Below are 16700 nucleotides of genomic sequence, written 5' to 3' on the forward strand. Positions count from 1 at the left end.
CCGGGCGTCCCCGGCATCGGCGGCCGGTCCAGGTCGACGACGGCGTCACGGCAGCCGCGGGCGCCGTACCGCCTCGCCGGCGCGAGCCGGGTCGAGCTCCACCGGGCTGACCAGCACGGCGGGTCCCCGGTGCAGCACACCGTCCGTGACCGGCATGCACCGCACTCCCCCACGTCCCCGCATCGCGGCGTGCACGCCGGGCGCCAGCATGCGGTCCATCCAGGCGCAGGGGTGGGCCGGCCGGCCGCCGCGCAGCGTCACGGCCGAGCGGCGGGAGCGGATCTCGAACTCCTGCCCGATCAGCGGTGCCAGCTCGGCGCCGCGCAGCACTACGTTGCGCCGGGTCAGCAACGGGTCGAGCGGGCCCGTGCCGAGCTCGCGAGCGATCTCCTCGAGGGCCTCGGCCGCGAACACCGTCACCGCGGCGTCCATGTGGGCGGCCTTGCCGTAGAACCGGTCGCCCACGATCCCCCGACCCGCCACGACCTCGGCCTCGGCGCGGTCCGTCGTCGGGACGTCCGCCGCACCCTCGCGGGGACGCCCGAAGTAGGCGTGCTCGGGGGACACGAGCAGGTGCTCGATCACGACCGGGTAGTCGTACGCCGTCATGCCCCGAGTCCGGCAGCATCCGGGCGACGGGACCCCGCTAACCTGGCGGGATGCCCGCCGACGCGCCGCCCGCCCTCCCCCGCCGCGTCCTCGTGGCCGGGACCTCGGGCGCCGGGAAGTCGACCCTGGCGGGTCGGATCTCGACGCTGCTCGGCATCACGCACACCGAGCTCGACGGGCTCTACCACGGCCCGGGATGGACGCCGCGACCCGCGTTCGTCACCGACGTCGAGCGCCTGGTCGCCGGGGAGTCCTGGGTGACGGAGTGGCAGTACCGCGCGGTGCGACCGCTGCTCCTCGAACGGGCGGAGCTGCTGGTGTGGCTCGACATGCCGGTCCGCGTCCGGATGCGGCGCGTGGTCACCCGGACCGTGCGGCGTCGGGTCCGCGGGACCGAGCTGTGGAACGGCAACCACGAACCACCGCTGCGCACGTTCGTCGGCGACCCGGACCACATCGTGCGCTGGGCCTGGCGCACCCGTCACGGGTTCCGGGGACTCGCGTCGCACGTGGCGGAGGTCGCGCCGCACCTGACGGTGGTCCGGCTGCGGAGCCAGGACGACGTCGAGCGCTGGCTGGCCGAGCTCGCGGGACGGGTCGGCCGTCCGGTCCCGCCGCCGCGTCGCGACGCCGACCGCCGGTCCTGAGAGCCGCGCGGCCTCACGCCTCGGCGCCGGGCGCGTACGTCCCGAACGACCACTCGTGCCCCTCCGGGTCGAGCACCCGGGCACGACGACTGCCCCACCCGGTGTCCTCCGGTGCGACGAGGAGCGTGCCACCCGCCTCGACGGCACGCGCGGCGAGCGCGTCGACGTCGTCGCTCACCAGGTACAGGCCCTGCCCGACGGAGATGCCCCGCACCGGGAGGCGACCGTAGTCGGCGTCCGCCGTCGCGACCATGAGCACGACACCGTCACGCACGAGCTCGCTGTGCACGACGCCGCCGTCCGCGTCGTCCTGCCGCGCGACGGTGCGGAACCCCAGGTGCTCCAGCCAGGCGATCCCGGCGGGCGCGTCGGTGTAGCTGAGGTAGAGGGCTGAAGACACCGGCGTCGTCCTCGGCACCACGGTGACCTCCTCGGGCCGACTCCGTCGTCGGCACCAGTGTCGTCGATGCGCCCGGGGACGCAACGCGGCGCACACCGTGAGGGGGCTAGGCGATCCGCCCGGCGAGCTCCTCGACGATCCGGACGTCGCCGTCGAGCCAGTCGACCTCCCACAGCGAGCCGGCGTCCAACCAGCGCAGCTCGTCGTGCTCGATCAGGGGCCGCGGGAAGCCGGTGGCCACCGAGGCGAGCCAGAGCCGCAGGACGTGCCGGTCCGTGATGATCCAACCGCCGTCGTCGGGCCCCACGACCTCGTCGCCGAGCTCCACCCGCACCCCGAGCTCCTCGTGCAGCTCGCGGTGCAGGGCGTCGACCGGGTGCTCCCCCGGCTCGGCCTTGCCCCCGGGGAACTCCCAACGTCCCGCGATGGCCGCGGGACGGGTCCGGCGTGCCGCGAGCAGCCGGGTGGGCCGGTCGAAGGCATCGACGATCGCAGCGGCCACGACGAGTCGACGAGTCATGGCGCGAGTGTGTCACCCGCGGCGACGACGACGCCGTCGCGGAGGTCACATTCCGTCGACGTGCCCGCCCTGCCCACGACATCCCCCGATAGGGGGCAGGGCGTCCGGTGCCGACGCCTCAGCTGGACCGGATGCCCGCCCGGCGGGCCCAGGCCACCGCGTCGGCCCGCGTCGAGACGCCGAGCTTGCGGTAGACGCTGCGCACCTGAGACTTCACGGTGTTGCGCGTGACGAACAGCTTGCTGGCGATCTGCTCCAGCGTGACGTCCTCGGACAGGTTCGACAGCACGACCTGCTCACGACGCGTCAGGGTCGGCTTGAGCGTCGGCCGCTCGAGTTGAATGGCACTCATCGTTCCGCTCCTCCACGACGGCCGCCGATCGCTGACGATCGACCTGGGGATCTGCCGTCATGGATGTGAGAGGGGAACGGAAGACGATCATGACGCGGATCACGGCGAAGAAGTCTGCGCGGACGCCGTCATCGGGCACCGTCACGGCGTCACGGGCGGGAGCGCGGTCACGTCGTCGCAGGTCACCACGTCCTCGAGGCCGGGTGCCGCGGGCAGGTGTCCGATCATCACGATTTGGTCACAGCGCCCGCGGCCCCGGTCCGGAGCACCTCAGCCTGCGTGCTGCGCGTACTCCTCGGCGCTGAGCAGCTGGCCCTCGCCCGACACCTCGATCTTGAACAGCCAGCCCGCGCCGAACGGCTCGGTGTTGACCAGTGCCGGGTCGTCGACGGCGGTCTCGTTGACCTCGACGACCTTCCCGGACACGGGCGTGTAGAGCTCGGAGACGGACTTGGTGGACTCGATCTCGCCGACGACGCTGCCGGCCTCGATCTCGGCGCCCACCTCGGGCAGCTCGAGGTACACGACGTCTCCGAGCGCCTCGACGGCGTAGGAGGTCACGCCCACGGTCGCCGGGGTGCCGTCGTCGATCCACTCGTGCTCGACGGAGTAGCGCAGGTTGCTGGGGTAGTCGGCCATGCTGGGTCTCCTCGGTGGGTGGCTGGTTCTCGGACCGCGCGGCGGGGTCAGCCGCGACGGTAGAACGGCATCGCGGTGACGACGAACGGTTCGGCGCGTCCGCGCACGTCGACGGCGAGCTCGGTCCCCTCGGCGGCGACCTCCGGGCGCACGTACGCCATCGCGATCGGGTGGCCGAGCGTGGGCGACGGCACGCCGGAGGTCACGGTCCCCACCTGCTCGCCGACCTCGCCGTCGTCGGTGGTGCGCACGACGGCGTACCCGGACCGGGCCGGGCGGCGTCCGGTGCCGCGCAGGCCGACCAGGACGCGCTCCGGGTCGGCCTCGCTGCGGGCGGCGAGCGCGTCGCGCCCGACGAACTCCAGCGGCGTGCCGTCCTCGGAGGTCTTGTCGAGCTTGACGATACGGCCCGCGCCGGCGTCGTACGGCGTCGTGGTCGTGTCGAGCTCGTTCCCGTACAGCGGCATGCCGGCCTCGAGGCGCAGCGAGTCGCGGGCCGCGAGCCCGGCCGGCACCAGGCCGTAGGGCTCGCCGGCGGCGAGCAGGGCACGCCACAGCGCCACCGCGTGCGGGGCGTCGACCCAGATCTCGAACCCGTCCTCGCCCGTGTACCCGGTGCGGGCGACGAGCACGCTCTCCTCGCCGAACCGCATGCCGAGGCAGGCGTAGTAGCGCAGGTCGTCCAGCGACGTCCCGCCGGAGATCTCGGCGTCCTCGGTGAGGACCTCTCGGAGGATCTCCTCGGCGCGCGGACCCTGCACGGCGATCAGGGCGAGACCCGCGGAGATGTCCCGCACGGCGACGTCGAAGCCGGCAGCGCGCTCCAGCAGGGCCACGAGCACGGTGTCCGCGTTCGCCGCGTTGGGCACGGCGAAGTACTCGTCGGTGCCGTTGTGGTAAACGATCAGGTCGTCCAGCACTCCCCCGTCGTCGGCACAGATCATGGTGTAGCGCGCCCGCATCGGCCGCAGGGCGGAGAAGTTGCCGACCAGTGCGTGGTCGAGGAAGGCGGCGGCCTCCGGGCCGGTGACGCTGATCCCGCCCATGTGCGACAGGTCGAACAGACCGGCCGCCTCGCGGACCGCCCGGTGCTCGGCGAGGTCGGAGGTGTAGCGCAGCGGCATGTCCCAGCCGCCGAACTCGGTCAGGTGGGCGCCCAGCGCGACGTGCTCGTCGTGGAGCGGCGACTTGATCGTGGTCATGATCCCTCAGTTCTCGGCGTAGGCGTCGACGGGCGGGCAGGAGCACTGCAGGTTCCGGTCACCGTGCGCCTGGTCGATGCGCCGGACCGGCGGCCAGTACTTCGCCGACCGCAGGCTCGGCACCGGGAACGCCGCCTCCTCGCGGGTGTACGGGTGGTCCCAGGTGTCCACCATGACGGACGCGGCGGTGTGCGGCGCGTTACGCAGCGGCGAGTCCTCCAGCGGCCAGCGGCCGGCGGCGACGGCGTCGATCTCGCCGCGGATCGCCACCATGGCGTCGACGAACCGGTCCAGCTCGCCCAGGTCCTCGGACTCGGTGGGCTCGACCATCAGCGTCCCGGCCACGGGGAACGCCATGGTCGGGGCGTGGATCCCGAAGTCGACGAGCCGCTTGGCGACGTCGTCGACGGTGACGCCGGTCTCCGCGGTGATCTCCCGCAGGTCGAGGATGCACTCGTGGGCGACGAGGCCGTGGTCGCCCGTGTAGAGCACCGGGTAGTGCGGGGCGAGCCGCGAGGCCACGTAGTTGGCGGTGAGCACGGCGTGCTCGGTGGCCGAGGTGAGCCCGTCCGGGCCCATGAGCGCGAGGTAGGCGTACGAGATCGGCAGGATGCCGGCCGACCCGTGCCTCGTCGCCGACACGGGCGGCACGGGCCCTGCCGGCTGCGCCGCACCCGTGCCGGACGGTGTGGGGTCGCCCGGCAGGAACGGCACGAGGTGCTCGGCGACGCCGACGGGACCGACGCCCGGACCTCCCCCGCCGTGCGGGATGCAGAACGTCTTGTGCAGGTTCAGGTGCGACACGTCGCCGCCGAACCGGCCCGGCCGGGCCAGGCCCACGAGCGCGTTGAGGTTGGCGCCGTCGATGTACACCTGACCACCCGCATCGTGTACGGCGGCGCAGACGTCCTGGACGTGCGGCTCGTAGACACCGTGCGTCGACGGGTAGGTGATCATGATCCCGGCCACGCGGCCGGCGTGCTTCTCCAGCGCGGCCTGCAGGTCGTCGAGGTCGATCTCGCCGTCCGAGGCGGTCTTGACGACCACCGCCCGGAGCCCGGCCAGCGTCGCCGAGGCGGCGTTGGTGCCGTGCGCCGAGGCGGGGATGAGCACGACGTCGCGCTCCCCCTCGCCCCGCGAGGCGTGGTACGCGCGGATCGCCAGCAGACCGGCCAGCTCCCCCTGCGACCCCGCGTTGGGCTGCACCGAGACGGCGGCGTACCCGGTGATCTCGGCCAGCCACGACTCGAGGGTCCCGACCAGCTCGGCGTAGCCCAGCGCCTGGTCGGCGGGGACGTACGGGTGCAGGTCGGCGAACTGGGGCCAGCTGATCGGCTCCATCTCGGCCGTCGCGTTGAGCTTCATGGTGCACGAGCCCAGCGGGATCATCGTGCGGTCGAGGGCGAGGTCCTTGTCGCTGAGCGCCCGCAGGTAGCGCAGCATCGCGGTCTCGGAGCGGTGGCGGTGGAAGACGGGGTGCTGCAGGTAGTCCGTGGTGCGCAGCAGCGCGTCCCCGAGGGCGGGCTCGTCGGACGCGTCCGCGGCGGACGCGCCGAACAGGCCGAGCAGCGTCTCCACGTCCTCGCCGGTGGTGGTCTCGTCGCACGCGATCTGTACGTGATCCGCACCGTCGATGTACAGGTTGTACCCGGCCTCCACGGCGGCGGCGCCGATCGCGGCGGCCCGCCCGGGGACGGCCACGCGCACGGTGTCGAAGAACTCGGCGTGCACGACCTCGACGCCGGCCGCTCGCAGACCGGCCGCCAGGGACAGCGCCCGGCCGTGCACCCGCTCGCCGATCGCCCGCAGGCCCTCGGGGCCGTGGTAGACGGCGTACATCGCGGCCACGACCGCAAGCAGCGCCTGGGCGGTGCAGATGTTCGACGTCGCCCGCTCGCGCCGGATGTGCTGCTCGCGGGTGGCCAGCGCCAGGCGGTAGCCGATCTGGCCGTCGGCGTCGATCGAGACCCCGACGAGCCGACCCGGGAGCTGGCGCTCCAGGCCCTTGCGCACGGCGATGAACGCGGCGTGGGGTCCGCCGTGGAACAGGGGGACGCCGAACCGCTGGGCCGAGCCCACGGCGACGTCCGCACCGAGCTCGCCGGGGGAGCGGAGCAGGGTCAGCGCGAGGGGGTCGGTCGCCACCGTCACCTGGGCGCCGCGTTCCTTGGCCTCGTCCACCACGGTGCGCAGGTCGAGGACCCGCCCGGAGGCACCGGACTGCTGGACCACCACGCCGACCAGCGACCCCTCGGGCAGCTCGACGCCGGCGGCCGTCAGCTCCGCGAGGCCGGCCTCCAGCCCGTCGGTGAGGTCGGCGACGACGACGGGCAGCCCGACCGCCTCGGCCCGGCCCCGGGTGACGGCGAGCGACTGGCCGAACAGGTCCGCGTCCAGCACGACGTACCCCTGCTTGGCCCGCGAGGCCCGCCACATCAGCGCGACGGCCTCCGCGACGGCGGTCGCCTCGTCGAGCAGGGAGGCGCCGGCGATCTCCAGGCCTGTGAGGTCCTCGATCACCTGCTGGAAGTTGAGGTGCGCCTCGAGGCGGCCCTGGGAGATCTCCGGCTGGTACGGCGTGTAGGCCGTGTACCAGGCGGGGGACTCGAGCACGTTGCGCCGGATGACGGCGGGCGTGACGGCGGGGTAGTAGCCCTGCCCGATCATCTGCCGCTTGACCTGGTTCTTCGCGGCGATCCCGCGGAGGTGGTCCAGCACCTCGGACTCGGTCCGCGCCGCCGGCAGGTCGAGCTCGTCGGGCTGGCGGATCGACGCGGGGACGGCGGCGTCGACGAGCGCGTCGAGGCTCGGGTAGCCGAGCTGGTCCAGCATCGCCGCGGTCTCGTCGCCGCGCGGGCCGATGTGCCGGTCGGCGAAGACGTCCGGGTCGAAGGGGGAGTGGGTCACGAGGAGCGCTCCGAAGGTCGGTGGGCCGGGACCCTCCCCGCTCTGTCATGGGCCTGAGAGTTTGGCCGCCCCGCGCACGGCGGGACGGGATGCACCGTCGGCGGGCCCGTCCCGTCGGGCGGACCGCTTTTCAGAGTTGCCTCACCGTGGCGGTACTGGGGCCTGAGAGATTCCCGGGGAGGGGTCTTGCTCCTTCGGCGCTGCCGGCGCGCGGCAGACTCTCCCGGCACGGTTCGAGCGGCGTGTTCGGTTGTGGTCGAGCGGTCGAGCGCGGTCAGTCTACCCGGCCCGCCACGACGGCCGAAGGGCTCAGGTCAGCTCGAGGTCGCGGGCGATCTCGACCATCGTGTCGACCACGGCACGGACCGCCGGCCCCGGCTCGTGGCGCGTCGAGCGGTGCCGCACGACGATCCGCCGGGACCCGAGCCCGGGCATCGCGACCACCTCGGTACCCTCCGGCGGCTCGCTGCGGCGCACGGCCAGCGCCGGCAGCATCGCGACGCCCTGCCCGGCGTCCACGAGGGCGAGCGCCGTGTCGAAGTCGAAGTAGCCGTGCCGCACGTTCAGGGTGGTGCCGAGCGTGCGGCCGAGGCGGCGCAGGGCGCGGTCGGCGGCGGTGTTCTGGACGGCGCCGATCCACGGCATGTCCCGCAGGTCGTCGAGCCGCTCGGGCGTGGGCAGGGTGGACGGCACCACGAGCAGCCACGGCTCGTCGATCAGGGGGATGTCGTGCGCGCCGCGAGGGGCAGGGGAGTCGACCTCGACGTCGCGCTCCAGCAGGACGACGTCGAGGTCGCCGGCGCGCAGCATCCGGATCGCGTCCGCCGGCTCGTGCTCACGCACGTCCAGCGTGACCCCGGGGTGGTCCTCGATGAACGGCTGGAGCATCGGGGCGACCACGGACCGGATGGCGGACTGGAACGCACCGATCGTCACGGTGCCGCTCACCCCCTCGCCGAGGTTGGCGATCTCCTGGTGCGCCTCCAGCAGCTCGGCCTCGATGCGTTCGGCGGCATCGGCGAGCACGCGACCGGCCGGCGTCAGGCTGACGCCCCGGGGGCCGCGGTCGAGGACCGGGAAGCCCTCCTCGGCCTCTAAACGGGCGATCTGCTGGGAGACCGCCGAGGGGGTGACATGCAGAAGATCTGCTGCCGCGAGCACGCCCCCAGAGCGGTGCACGGCAAGGAGAAAGGCAAGTCTTCGTGGGTCGGCAGCCATGTAGCAATGCTAACCGGCTTCTGCAGGAGCGTTCGATTGTCCTGAAGCAACTTCATGCTCCAGAATGGTGCCTGCGCCCGCAGGTAGCACATCGCTCCCGGCTCGGCCGGCTTCGTGGCGCCCACCCCTCAACGTTCGTCGTCGACGACCGTCCCCACTTGTGTTAGGAGGCTAAGCATGTCGCAGACCCTGTCCCTCGTCATCACCGGGCTCGGGTGGTTCGGAGCTCTGATCGGGCTGGTCGCGTATGCGATGGTCTCGAAGGGGCGCTGGGCACCGAACTCGCTCCCGTTCCAGACCGCCAACCTGACCGCCACGTCGACGCTGTTCCTCGTCGCCGCGGTGGAGGGTGTCTGGCCCTCGGTCTTCGCCAACGTCGCCTGGATGGTCATCGGCGCCCAGGCCCTGATGGTCATGGCCAAGGCCCGTCGCACCGGCCGCGAGCACGTGACGCGCGTGCAGGTCGCCCCGCGCGAGCCCGCCGCCGAACCGGTCGTCGCGGCCGCCCCGGCCGTGCTGCGCTAGACCACGGCGCGCGGCGCGACGACCGCCCCCGCTCCCGGGACGACCCCGGGTGACGGGGGCGTTCTCATGCCCGGGACAGACCGTCCTGCCAGGCCACGATCCGGTCCACGGCCCGCGCGACCGTCACCGGGTCCGCGGCGAACGACAGCCGGACCCAGTCACCACCGGTCCGGCCGTCGAAGTCGGTGCCGGGGGTGATCGCCACGTCGGCCTCGGCCAGCAGCCGCGAGCAGTAGGTCACCGCGTCCAGGCCGAAGCGGGAGACGTTCCCGTACAGGTAGAACGCGCCGTCGGCCGGCGCCACGGGTCGCCAGCCGAGCTCCTCCAGCCGGTCCAGCAGCGCGGCGCGCGACGCCCGGTACCGGACCACGTTGTCGGCCGCCGCCTGGTAGCCCGCGGGGGAGAAGGCCGCGATCGCCGCGTGCTGCGCCAGCGCCGGCGGCGACAGCGCCACGTTCCCGGCGAGCGCCCCCACCGGGCCGACGAGCTCCTCCGGCAGGACGAGCCAGCCCAGCCGCCAGCCGGTCATGGCCCAGTACTTGGAGAACGAGTTCACGACGACGGCGCCACCGTCGCCGTGCACCGCCGCGGTCGCCTGCCCGAGGTCGTCCCCGTAGGCGATGCCGTGGTAGATCTCGTCGCTGATCAGGCGCACCCCGTGGTCGGCGCACCAGCGCGCCACCGCGTCCAGCTCGGCGGGCGCGATCATCGTCCCGGTGGGGTTCGCGGGCGAGGCCACGATCAGACCCGCCAGCGGCCCGTCGGCGACGAGCTGCTCGAGCTGGGCGACCGTCGGCTGGTAGCGCGTCTCCGGTCCGCAGTCGATCTCGACGACCTCGCAGCCCAGGGCCGCCAGGATGTTCTTGTAGGCGGGGTAGCCGGGGCGGGCCAGCGCGACCCGGTCGCCGACGTCGAACGCCGCCAGGAACGTCAGGACGAACCCGCCGCTGGATCCCGTCGTCACCGCGACGCGGCCGGGGTCGACGTCGACCCCGTACCACCGCCGGTAGTGCCCCGCGATCTCCTCGCGCAGCGCCGGGACGCCGAGCGACTCGGTGTAGCCGAGGTCGCCCTGCCGCAGCAGGTCGGCGGCACGGTCACGGACGACGTCCGAAGCACCGGCCGACGGTTCGCCGGCGCAGAGGTTGAGGACGTCGTGCCCGGCGCTGCGCCGGACGTTGGCGGCCGCCAGGACCTCCATGACGGCGAACGGGGGGACCTGGCTGCGGCGGGAGACCTTCATGCCCCCATGATGCCCGTCCGCCGAGGTCCGGGGCCCGGCCACGGTGCGTACCGTGGCGTCATGGGCAGCGACGACCGCACCGACGGACCGGACCCCGGTTCGCCCCGGGCGTCGGCCGCGTCCGGGGACGACCCGGTGCGCCGTGCCGCGCAGTACCGGGTGGACCGCGAGATCGAGCGCGAGCGCGCCGGGGCCGGGCTCCCGCCCCGCACGGCGGAGGAGGCCGCGGCGGACCGCGCCGACGGGCGCCGCGTGCCCATGTCCGAACGAGCCCGGTTCGCGGACACGGCGATCGACCAGGCGATCCGCCGGGGCGAGTTCGACGACCTGCCGCTGCAGGGCAAGCCGCTGCCCGGCATCGGCGGCTCGCACGACCCGGACTGGTGGCTGAAGAACCTCGTGCAGCGCGACCACATCACCGGCGTCCTGCCCGCCGCCCAGCTGCGCCAGGAGGACGCCGTGCTGGAGGAGACGCTCGACCGCGAGGGCGACGAGAACCGGGTCCGCCAGGTGCTCGAGGACTTCAACGCCCGGGTGGTGGACGCCCGTCGTCAGCTCCGGGGCGGACCCCCCGTCGTCACGCCGACGCGCGACGTCGAGCAGGAGGTCGCACGGTGGCGAGCGCGCCGACGGCGCTGACACGACCACGGGGCGGCACCGCACCGTTCGCGTCCCGCCGCGGCCGTGCCTAGGTTGAGCGCCATGCAGGACGGGGGACCCGAGAGCGCGACCCGGACGCCGGGCACGGACCCGGCGGCCGGTGCCGCCGAGCCCGTGACCACCCCGGGGTGGGAGCCTGACGTGCTGCCCGGGTTCGAGCAGCGGACCCTGCGCCTGGCGCCCGACTTCGAGGGCGAGGTCGACACCACCCTCGTCCGGCCTGTCCCGCCCGCACCGGACGAGGCAGCCCGGCCCGACGTCGGCGTGGACCTGCTCTACGTGCACGGCTGGACCGACTACTTCTTCCAGACGCACCTCGCCGACTTCTGGGAGCGGCTCGGCGTCCGTTTCCACGCCCTGGACCTGCGCAAGTACGGCCGGAGCCTGCGCCCGCACCACACCCCGGGGTTCGTCACCCGGCTGGAGACCTACGACGAGGACCTCGAGGCGGCACTGGCGACGATCGGGCACGGCCGGGACGACCGGGCGGACCGGCGTCTGGTGCTCATGGGGCACTCGACCGGCGGGCTGATCCTGAGCCTGTGGGCCGCCCACCACCCCGGGCGCGCCGCGGCGCTGGTCCTGAACAGCCCCTGGCTGGAGTTCCAGACGCGCAAGGTGGGCCGCCGCGTCCTGGAGCCCGGTGTCCGCGCGCACGCGGCGCTCGCGCCGCGCAGCCATCTGGTGAACGTCGACCAGGGGTTCTACGTCCGGTCCATCTCCCGGCGGTACGAGGGCGCCTGGGACGTCGACCCGGCGTGGCGGCCCGACGACGGATGGCGTGCCACACCCGCCTGGCTGTCGGCGATCTTCGACGGCCACGAGGAGGTCGCCCTGGGTCTCGACCTCGATGTCCCGGTGCTCGTCATGCTCTCGACACGGACGGTCCGCCCGGTGCGGTGGTCGCCGGAGATGCTGCGGGCGGACACCGTGCTCGACGTCGAGGGGATCGCCGAACGCGCCGCCCGGCTGGGCCGCCTGGTCACGATCGCCCGGATCGAGGGGGCCCTGCACGACGTCACGCTCTCCGCGCCGGACGTGCGCGCCGTCGTGCGGCACGAGACCGAACGCTGGTTCCGCGCCTACGTACCGACCCGTCCGCCCGCACCCGAGCCCGCTCCGGAGGCGCCGTGGTGGCGCCGGTTGTTCGGGTCGGCGCGGGAGCGCTCCGCCGGCTGGGACGCGTGACCCCGGAGCACTCGCGGCCCACCGCAGGCACGGTTCTGCCGGCAGCTGCGGGGTCAGTGCCCCGGACCGGCGATCTCCCGCAACGTGCGCATGTGGGCGTCGAACGCGGACCGGCCGTCCTGGGTCAGGGACAGCCACATGATCCGCCGGGCGTCGCCGCGCTGGGTCGATGCGGCCTTGCGCGAGCAGACGTAGCCGGCAGCGGCGAGGGTCTTGACGTGCTTGGACAACGTGGCGTCGGAGACCTCGAGAGAATCGCGCAGCAGTGCGAAGTCCACGCTGTCGACGTGGCGCAGGAGCCCGCAGATGCGCAGACGCAGTGGTGCGTGGATGATCTCGTCGAAGCGCGCCTCAGCCACGGCCCAGCTGCTCCACGGCGGAGCGGCAGGCGACACCGGCCAGCCAGGTGGTGATCCCGAACGCCGCGAGGCTCGTCACGGCGACCGCCCAGCGCAGGTCGAGCGACACCAGGCCCAGCGACACGCTGAACAGTCCGAGGCACGCCACCACGGCCCCGGCGATCGCCCAGCTCGCGCGCGCACCCAGGGCGCGGAAGCGGATTCCGGTCTCGCGTTGCAGCAGATGCACGACGACGAGAACACCGAGGAGTGCTGTCCAAGCGGTCGCCGGCGGCTGGTAGTCCGCTCCGGTGTCGGTGGTCGCGGCCGAGGCGACCCACCACGCGCCCAGCGCGCCGAACGCTGCCATCAAAGCCCCCGGCACCCGCACCCGCTGCGTGAGGCGCTGCCGATCGGCAGACATCGCCTCCAGCACCTCGGTGCCCTCGGTGCGTTCCTCATCATCAGGCTTGTCGTCCACGCCGGAACGCTATGGGAGAGTTTCCATCATGGCAAGTGAAGTGCTCGGCGGCCGACGACGACCACCCAGGTCGCGCCCGTCCGCCACGCACGCGTTGCCGTGCGGCGGCCCGCGGGGTCAGGCGAGGCCGAGCTCGACCCGCACGTGCGCCACGATCCCGTCGGCGGCGGCCTCGATCTCGTCGAGGCACACCTCGAAACCGTCCGCGTCGCCGTACCAGGGGTCGTCGACGTCGAGCCGTGACTCCTCGCCCCGGCCCCCGACCTGCGGAGCGTCCGGGTCGAAGGACCTGTACATCCGGATCTGTGGATCTGTACCGTTCGCGAGCCGTCGCAGGACGTCCGCGTGCCGCGACGTCATCGCCAGCACGAGGTCGCGCTCACCGAGCTCGTCGGCCGAGACCTGCCGCGCCCGGTGGCCGTCACCGACCGCGTAGCCCCGGGCGGCCAGGGCGCGCCGGGCCCGGGGGTCGACGGGGTTCCCGTGCTCCTCGTCGCTGACACCGGTCGAGTCGACCGTGACGCGGTCGGCGAGACCCGCCCCGTGCAGCCGGTCGCGCAGCACCACCTCGGCCATGGGGGAGCGGCAGATGTTGCCGGTGCACACGGTCATCACGCGGTAGATCGTCTCGCTCACGACCCCATGCTGCCACGGCCTCGCGGACCCGTGCCGGGCGTCCGCGGTCGGCGTGGTCGCGCGGCGTGAGGACCCACGACCCCGTACCGTGACCGCATGAGGTGGTCCGCCGAGGGTCTCATCGCCGTCACCGGGGCGTCCGGGCGCGTCGGGTCCCGGCTCGCGTTCCGGCTCGCCGCGGAGGGTGCGCACCAGCGCCTCGTGGTGCGGGACCCCTCCCGCGTCCCACGCCTCGACGACGGCCGCCCCCTGCCGGAGTGCGAGACCGCGGTCGCCGACGGGTACCACGACGACGAGGGCATGCGGGCCGCGTTCGACGGCGTCCAGACGGTGTTCCTCGTCAGCGCCCGCGAGTCGGAGGACCGCGTGGCCGAGCACGTGGCCGCCATCGACGCCGCCGTGCGGGCCGGCGTCGAGCGCATCGTCTACGTCTCGTTCGTCGGCGCCGCCCCCGACGCCACCTTCACGTTCGCCCGGGACCACTTCCACACCGAGCAGCACCTGCGCACCACCGGGCTGCGCTGGACCGTCCTGCGGGACAACCTGTACCACCAGGCGCTGGCGTCGTTCGTCGGGCCGGACGACGTCATCCGCGGCCCGGCCGCGAACGGACGCGTCGCGTCGGTGGCCCACGACGACGTCGCCGACGTCGCCACCGCCGTGCTGCTGGACGAGGATCCCCGCCGCCACGACGGCGTCGTCTACGACGTGACCGGCCCGGAGGCGATGAGCCTGCTCGAGGTGGCGGCCGCGCTGACCGTCGCCACCGGCCGCGAGATCCGGTACCACGCGGAGTCCGTGCCCGAGGCGTACTCCTCCCGCGCGCAGTTCAACGCCTCCGCCGTCGAGCTCGCGGGGTGGGTCTCGTCCTACGAGGCCATCGCGGCCGGCGAGATGGCCACCGTCTCGCACGACGTGGAACGCCTGGTGGGCCGTCCCGCCCGGTCGTTCGTGCAGTGGCTCGACGACTACCCGGACGAGTGGGAGTCGCTCCGCCGCAGCGGCCCCGTGGGTCCGGTCGAATGAATCGCTGGGCACCTCCGGCCGCCGGGCGTAGCGTGCTCGGCGTACGCGAAAGGAGGTGATCCGCACGGTGAAGAACCGACGGACGCACGAGGTGGTCGCGGTCTGAGCACCGCGACCACCCGGGACCCGCGGGGGCCACGCCGTCGTCCAGCGTGGCAGGAGGACCACCTCCGACCCGCGGGTCCTGTTATCCCTTGACGCAGAACCCCGTGATGGCGTCGGCCGCGATGATGTCGGCCACCGGGTCCGGGCTGGCCGCGCAGTTCGCGACCCCGGACTCGACGATCTCGAAGCCGGTCCAGGCGACCTCGACCGACGTGCTGCCGTCCGCGCACGACACGAGCGCGGTCTGCGTGCGGTGCTTGGCGTAGTCGTACAGGACGTACTTGCCCTTCTCGGCACCGGCCAGCGCCTCGGCGGGGTCGGCCGGCCGCGGGACCTGGTCGGCCTCCAGCAGCCCGCCCGCCACGGCGTCTGACACGACGGCCCGCTGCGCGCCGTCGGCGTCGGACAGGTGCCGGGCCCCGGCCTCCTCGCCTCGCTGCCAGTCGTCACGCACCGTCAGCCCGTCGTCGCCGACCTTGATCACCTGCGCCGAGGTGTACATCTCCTGGGTGTCCGGCTCCCCCTGCCACTCCACGACGACGCCGTCCGTGCAGCTGCTCTCGACGGCCGGTGCGGCCGCCTCCTCGGACGCGGCGGCCGACGACGAGGGCTCGCCGCCCGGTTCGTCAGCCCCTCCGCAGCCGGCCAGCACCAGCGCACCGGCGCTCACCAGCGCCACACCCACGGTCCCTCGACGCACCCTCGTCCACATCGCCTCATCGCGTGTCATGCGCCGCAAGGTAGCGGAGCGGAGCCGCTCCCCGGCACCCCTCAGGACAACGATTCGGCAACGGTTGACACGTGTCACCCCTCGAGCCCGTTCTTCCCGCACGGCGGAGGGGCCTCAGTCCCGTCGACGCACGACGACCGGCAGCACCCCCCAGAGCCCGAGCAGCAGGGCCGCGACCGCTCCACCCACCACCAGGCCGACGGCGCGGCTCACCACCACGTCGAAGACGAGCAGGGCCGTGGCCGACAGCGCGACGGCGAGCAGCACCAGCCCGAACCGCGTCATCCGGTCCCCGAGGCTGACCACGGCGAGCTTGAGGCGTCGGCGGAACAACCCCCGGTGGATCGCCACCGGGGCGATGAACAGGCCGGACGTCACCAGGCACACCAGGACGTCGACCAGGTACACCGTGTGCTGGAAGGGGTCGAGGTCGGAGAACCGCGCCTGGAACGGCAGGATGAGCAGGAACCCCGTGAGGATCTGCACGCCCGTCTGCAGCACGCGCAGCTCCTGCAGCAGCTCGTTCCAGTTCCGGTCCGACCGCTGCTCCGCGGTCTCCGGCCGTCCGCCGCGCAGGCGGATCCGGCCCGTCTGGTCGCTCATCTCCCCATCGTGGCTCCTCCGCCGCTCCCGCACACTCGACCGCATACCCCTAGGGGTATTACAGTGGATCGTGTCCGGAGGCGCCCCTTCGCCCCGGAACTCCCGCCGGAAGGAGCACGCCATGTGCAGTCCCGCTCGTTGTCCCCGCTGCGGCAAGGTCACCTGGACCGGCTGCGGCATGCACGTCGACCAGGTCATGGCCGACGTCCCGCCCGCCGAGCGCTGCACCTGCCGATGACGTCGGCGCCGGACACCCGGGCGCGCCCGGCGGCACCGGCGCGTCGACCGGTCAGCGCACGCCGGGTCGTCGTCGGCGTGCTGGCCGCCGCCGCCCTGGCCGTCTGGTACGTCACCGCCGCCGGCGTCCCGGGCGCCGCGGCCACCGGACTGCTGGTCGTCAGCGCCGCGATCGGCGGCTCCACGCTCGCCACGTACGTCCCGCCGACGGGGACCCGGTGGCGTGCGGTGCTGGGCTGCGGACCCTGCGACGTCGCGGCGGCGGCGACCGTGCTGGTCCCGCCCGTCCTGCTGGCCGGCTCCCCGACTGCCACCATGGCAGTCGTCGCCGTGCTCGCGACCGCCTTCGGGCGCTACCAGCGCCGGGCCGCCGCGGCGACGGCCTGCCCCGTCTGAGCACCCGCGATCCGGGGGAACGCCCCGGGAAGGAGTTC

Annotated in this window: 20 protein-coding genes and 1 riboswitch; of the genes, 6 read left to right on the forward strand and 14 right to left on the reverse strand. The window is 73.6% G+C overall.

The genetic code is table 11. From position 1 onward, the window contains the following. Positions 1 to 45 precede the first annotated feature (45 nt). Positions 46 to 609 (reverse strand): MOSC domain-containing protein, encoded by a 564-nt coding sequence (locus Q6350_RS04035; RefSeq protein WP_305065376.1) that lies wholly within the window; start codon positions 607 to 609, stop codon positions 46 to 48. 50 nt (positions 610 to 659) lie between these two features. Here Q6350_RS04035 and Q6350_RS04040 point away from each other — a divergent pair, with 50 nt between their 5' ends. Then, the gene (locus tag Q6350_RS04040; protein ID WP_305065378.1) at positions 660 to 1256 is read left to right on the forward strand and encodes an AAA family ATPase; all 597 of its coding nucleotides are present in this window, start codon (positions 660 to 662) and stop codon (positions 1254 to 1256) included. A gap of 13 nt (positions 1257 to 1269) precedes the next feature. Here Q6350_RS04040 and Q6350_RS04045 read toward each other — a convergent pair whose 3' ends face one another. From Q6350_RS04045 to Q6350_RS04075, 7 genes are all read right to left on the reverse strand, one after another. Further along, a complete protein-coding gene (locus tag Q6350_RS04045) occupies positions 1270 to 1656 on the reverse strand; it encodes a glyoxalase/bleomycin resistance/extradiol dioxygenase family protein (RefSeq protein WP_304602940.1) in 387 nt (128 codons plus the stop codon). Positions 1657 to 1762: 106 nt separating this feature from the next. Next, complete coding sequence (locus Q6350_RS04050; RefSeq protein ID WP_171246724.1) at positions 1763 to 2176, reverse strand: (deoxy)nucleoside triphosphate pyrophosphohydrolase; 414 nt, start codon at positions 2174 to 2176, stop codon at positions 1763 to 1765. 118 nt (positions 2177 to 2294) lie between these two features. After that, a complete protein-coding gene (locus Q6350_RS04055) occupies positions 2295 to 2528 on the reverse strand; it encodes a LuxR C-terminal-related transcriptional regulator (RefSeq protein ID WP_304602941.1) in 234 nt (77 codons plus the stop codon). 270 nt (positions 2529 to 2798) lie between these two features. Further along, positions 2799 to 3167 (reverse strand): glycine cleavage system protein GcvH, encoded by a 369-nt coding sequence (gcvH, locus tag Q6350_RS04060; RefSeq protein ID WP_171246722.1) that lies wholly within the window; start codon positions 3165 to 3167, stop codon positions 2799 to 2801. 47 nt (positions 3168 to 3214) lie between these two features. Then, the gene (gcvT, locus tag Q6350_RS04065; RefSeq protein ID WP_304602942.1) at positions 3215 to 4369 is read right to left on the reverse strand and encodes a glycine cleavage system aminomethyltransferase GcvT; all 1155 of its coding nucleotides are present in this window, start codon (positions 4367 to 4369) and stop codon (positions 3215 to 3217) included. Between the two features lie 6 nt (positions 4370 to 4375). Next, positions 4376 to 7276, reverse strand: a complete 2901-nt coding sequence (gcvP, locus tag Q6350_RS04070) for an aminomethyl-transferring glycine dehydrogenase (protein WP_304606462.1) — start codon at positions 7274 to 7276, stop codon at positions 4376 to 4378. A gap of 140 nt (positions 7277 to 7416) precedes the next feature. Next, positions 7417 to 7512: riboswitch (glycine riboswitch) on the reverse strand. Between the two features lie 73 nt (positions 7513 to 7585). After that, positions 7586 to 8494, reverse strand: coding sequence for a LysR family transcriptional regulator (locus tag Q6350_RS04075; RefSeq protein ID WP_304602944.1), 909 nt, complete (start codon positions 8492 to 8494; stop codon positions 7586 to 7588). 177 nt (positions 8495 to 8671) lie between these two features. On the opposite strand from Q6350_RS04075, the gene Q6350_RS04080 reads away from it, so the two are divergent. After that, on the forward strand, positions 8672 to 9019 hold the full coding sequence (locus Q6350_RS04080) for a hypothetical protein (protein WP_216077440.1): 348 nt from the start codon (positions 8672 to 8674) through the stop codon (positions 9017 to 9019). 64 nt (positions 9020 to 9083) lie between these two features. Here the strand turns inward: Q6350_RS04080 and Q6350_RS04085 are convergent, their stop codons facing one another. After that, positions 9084 to 10262 (reverse strand): pyridoxal phosphate-dependent aminotransferase, encoded by a 1179-nt coding sequence (locus Q6350_RS04085; protein ID WP_304606461.1) that lies wholly within the window; start codon positions 10260 to 10262, stop codon positions 9084 to 9086. Between the two features lie 60 nt (positions 10263 to 10322). Between Q6350_RS04085 and Q6350_RS04090 the strand changes: the two genes are divergently transcribed. Together Q6350_RS04090 and Q6350_RS04095 are read left to right on the forward strand one after the other, a co-directional pair. Then, entirely contained in the window at positions 10323 to 10901 is a 579-nt protein-coding gene (locus Q6350_RS04090) for a DUF1992 domain-containing protein (protein WP_305065385.1), read from the forward strand. A 63-nt stretch (positions 10902 to 10964) separates the two neighbouring features. Then, the gene (locus tag Q6350_RS04095) at positions 10965 to 12110 is read left to right on the forward strand and encodes an alpha/beta hydrolase (protein ID WP_305065387.1); all 1146 of its coding nucleotides are present in this window, start codon (positions 10965 to 10967) and stop codon (positions 12108 to 12110) included. A 53-nt stretch (positions 12111 to 12163) separates the two neighbouring features. Here Q6350_RS04095 and Q6350_RS04100 read toward each other — a convergent pair whose 3' ends face one another. The 3 genes from Q6350_RS04100 to Q6350_RS04110 all read right to left on the reverse strand — a co-directional run bounded on the left by Q6350_RS04100 (position 12164) and on the right by Q6350_RS04110 (position 13541). Next, complete coding sequence (locus Q6350_RS04100) at positions 12164 to 12469, reverse strand: transcriptional regulator (RefSeq protein ID WP_304602948.1); 306 nt, start codon at positions 12467 to 12469, stop codon at positions 12164 to 12166. After that, positions 12462 to 12929 carry a hypothetical protein gene (locus Q6350_RS04105; RefSeq protein ID WP_305065390.1) on the reverse strand — a complete coding sequence of 156 codons (468 nt, stop codon included), beginning with the start codon at positions 12927 to 12929 and terminating at the stop codon, positions 12462 to 12464. Before Q6350_RS04105 ends, Q6350_RS04100 begins: the two co-directional genes overlap by 8 nt. A gap of 117 nt (positions 12930 to 13046) precedes the next feature. Beyond that, a complete protein-coding gene (locus tag Q6350_RS04110) occupies positions 13047 to 13541 on the reverse strand; it encodes a low molecular weight protein-tyrosine-phosphatase (RefSeq protein ID WP_171246794.1) in 495 nt (164 codons plus the stop codon). 120 nt (positions 13542 to 13661) lie between these two features. Between Q6350_RS04110 and Q6350_RS04115 the strand changes: the two genes are divergently transcribed. Continuing rightward, entirely contained in the window at positions 13662 to 14591 is a 930-nt protein-coding gene (locus tag Q6350_RS04115) for an SDR family oxidoreductase (protein ID WP_305065392.1), read from the forward strand. A 187-nt stretch (positions 14592 to 14778) separates the two neighbouring features. Here the strand turns inward: Q6350_RS04115 and Q6350_RS04120 are convergent, their stop codons facing one another. Both Q6350_RS04120 and Q6350_RS04125 read right to left on the reverse strand, forming a co-directional pair. After that, positions 14779 to 15426: a hypothetical protein gene (locus tag Q6350_RS04120; protein ID WP_304602950.1), complete on the reverse strand. Its 648-nt coding sequence runs from the start codon at positions 15424 to 15426 to the stop codon at positions 14779 to 14781. Between the two features lie 114 nt (positions 15427 to 15540). After that, positions 15541 to 16029 (reverse strand): DUF6328 family protein, encoded by a 489-nt coding sequence (locus Q6350_RS04125; protein ID WP_304602951.1) that lies wholly within the window; start codon positions 16027 to 16029, stop codon positions 15541 to 15543. Between the two features lie 234 nt (positions 16030 to 16263). Here Q6350_RS04125 and Q6350_RS04130 point away from each other — a divergent pair, with 234 nt between their 5' ends. After that, positions 16264 to 16662: a hypothetical protein gene (locus tag Q6350_RS04130; RefSeq protein WP_304602952.1), complete on the forward strand. Its 399-nt coding sequence runs from the start codon at positions 16264 to 16266 to the stop codon at positions 16660 to 16662. Positions 16663 to 16700 lie beyond the last annotated feature (38 nt).

Origin of the sequence: Isoptericola sp. b515 (assembly GCF_030588125.1) — a bacterium.
In the GTDB taxonomy this organism is placed as follows: domain Bacteria; phylum Actinomycetota; class Actinomycetes; order Actinomycetales; family Cellulomonadaceae; genus Isoptericola; species Isoptericola sediminis.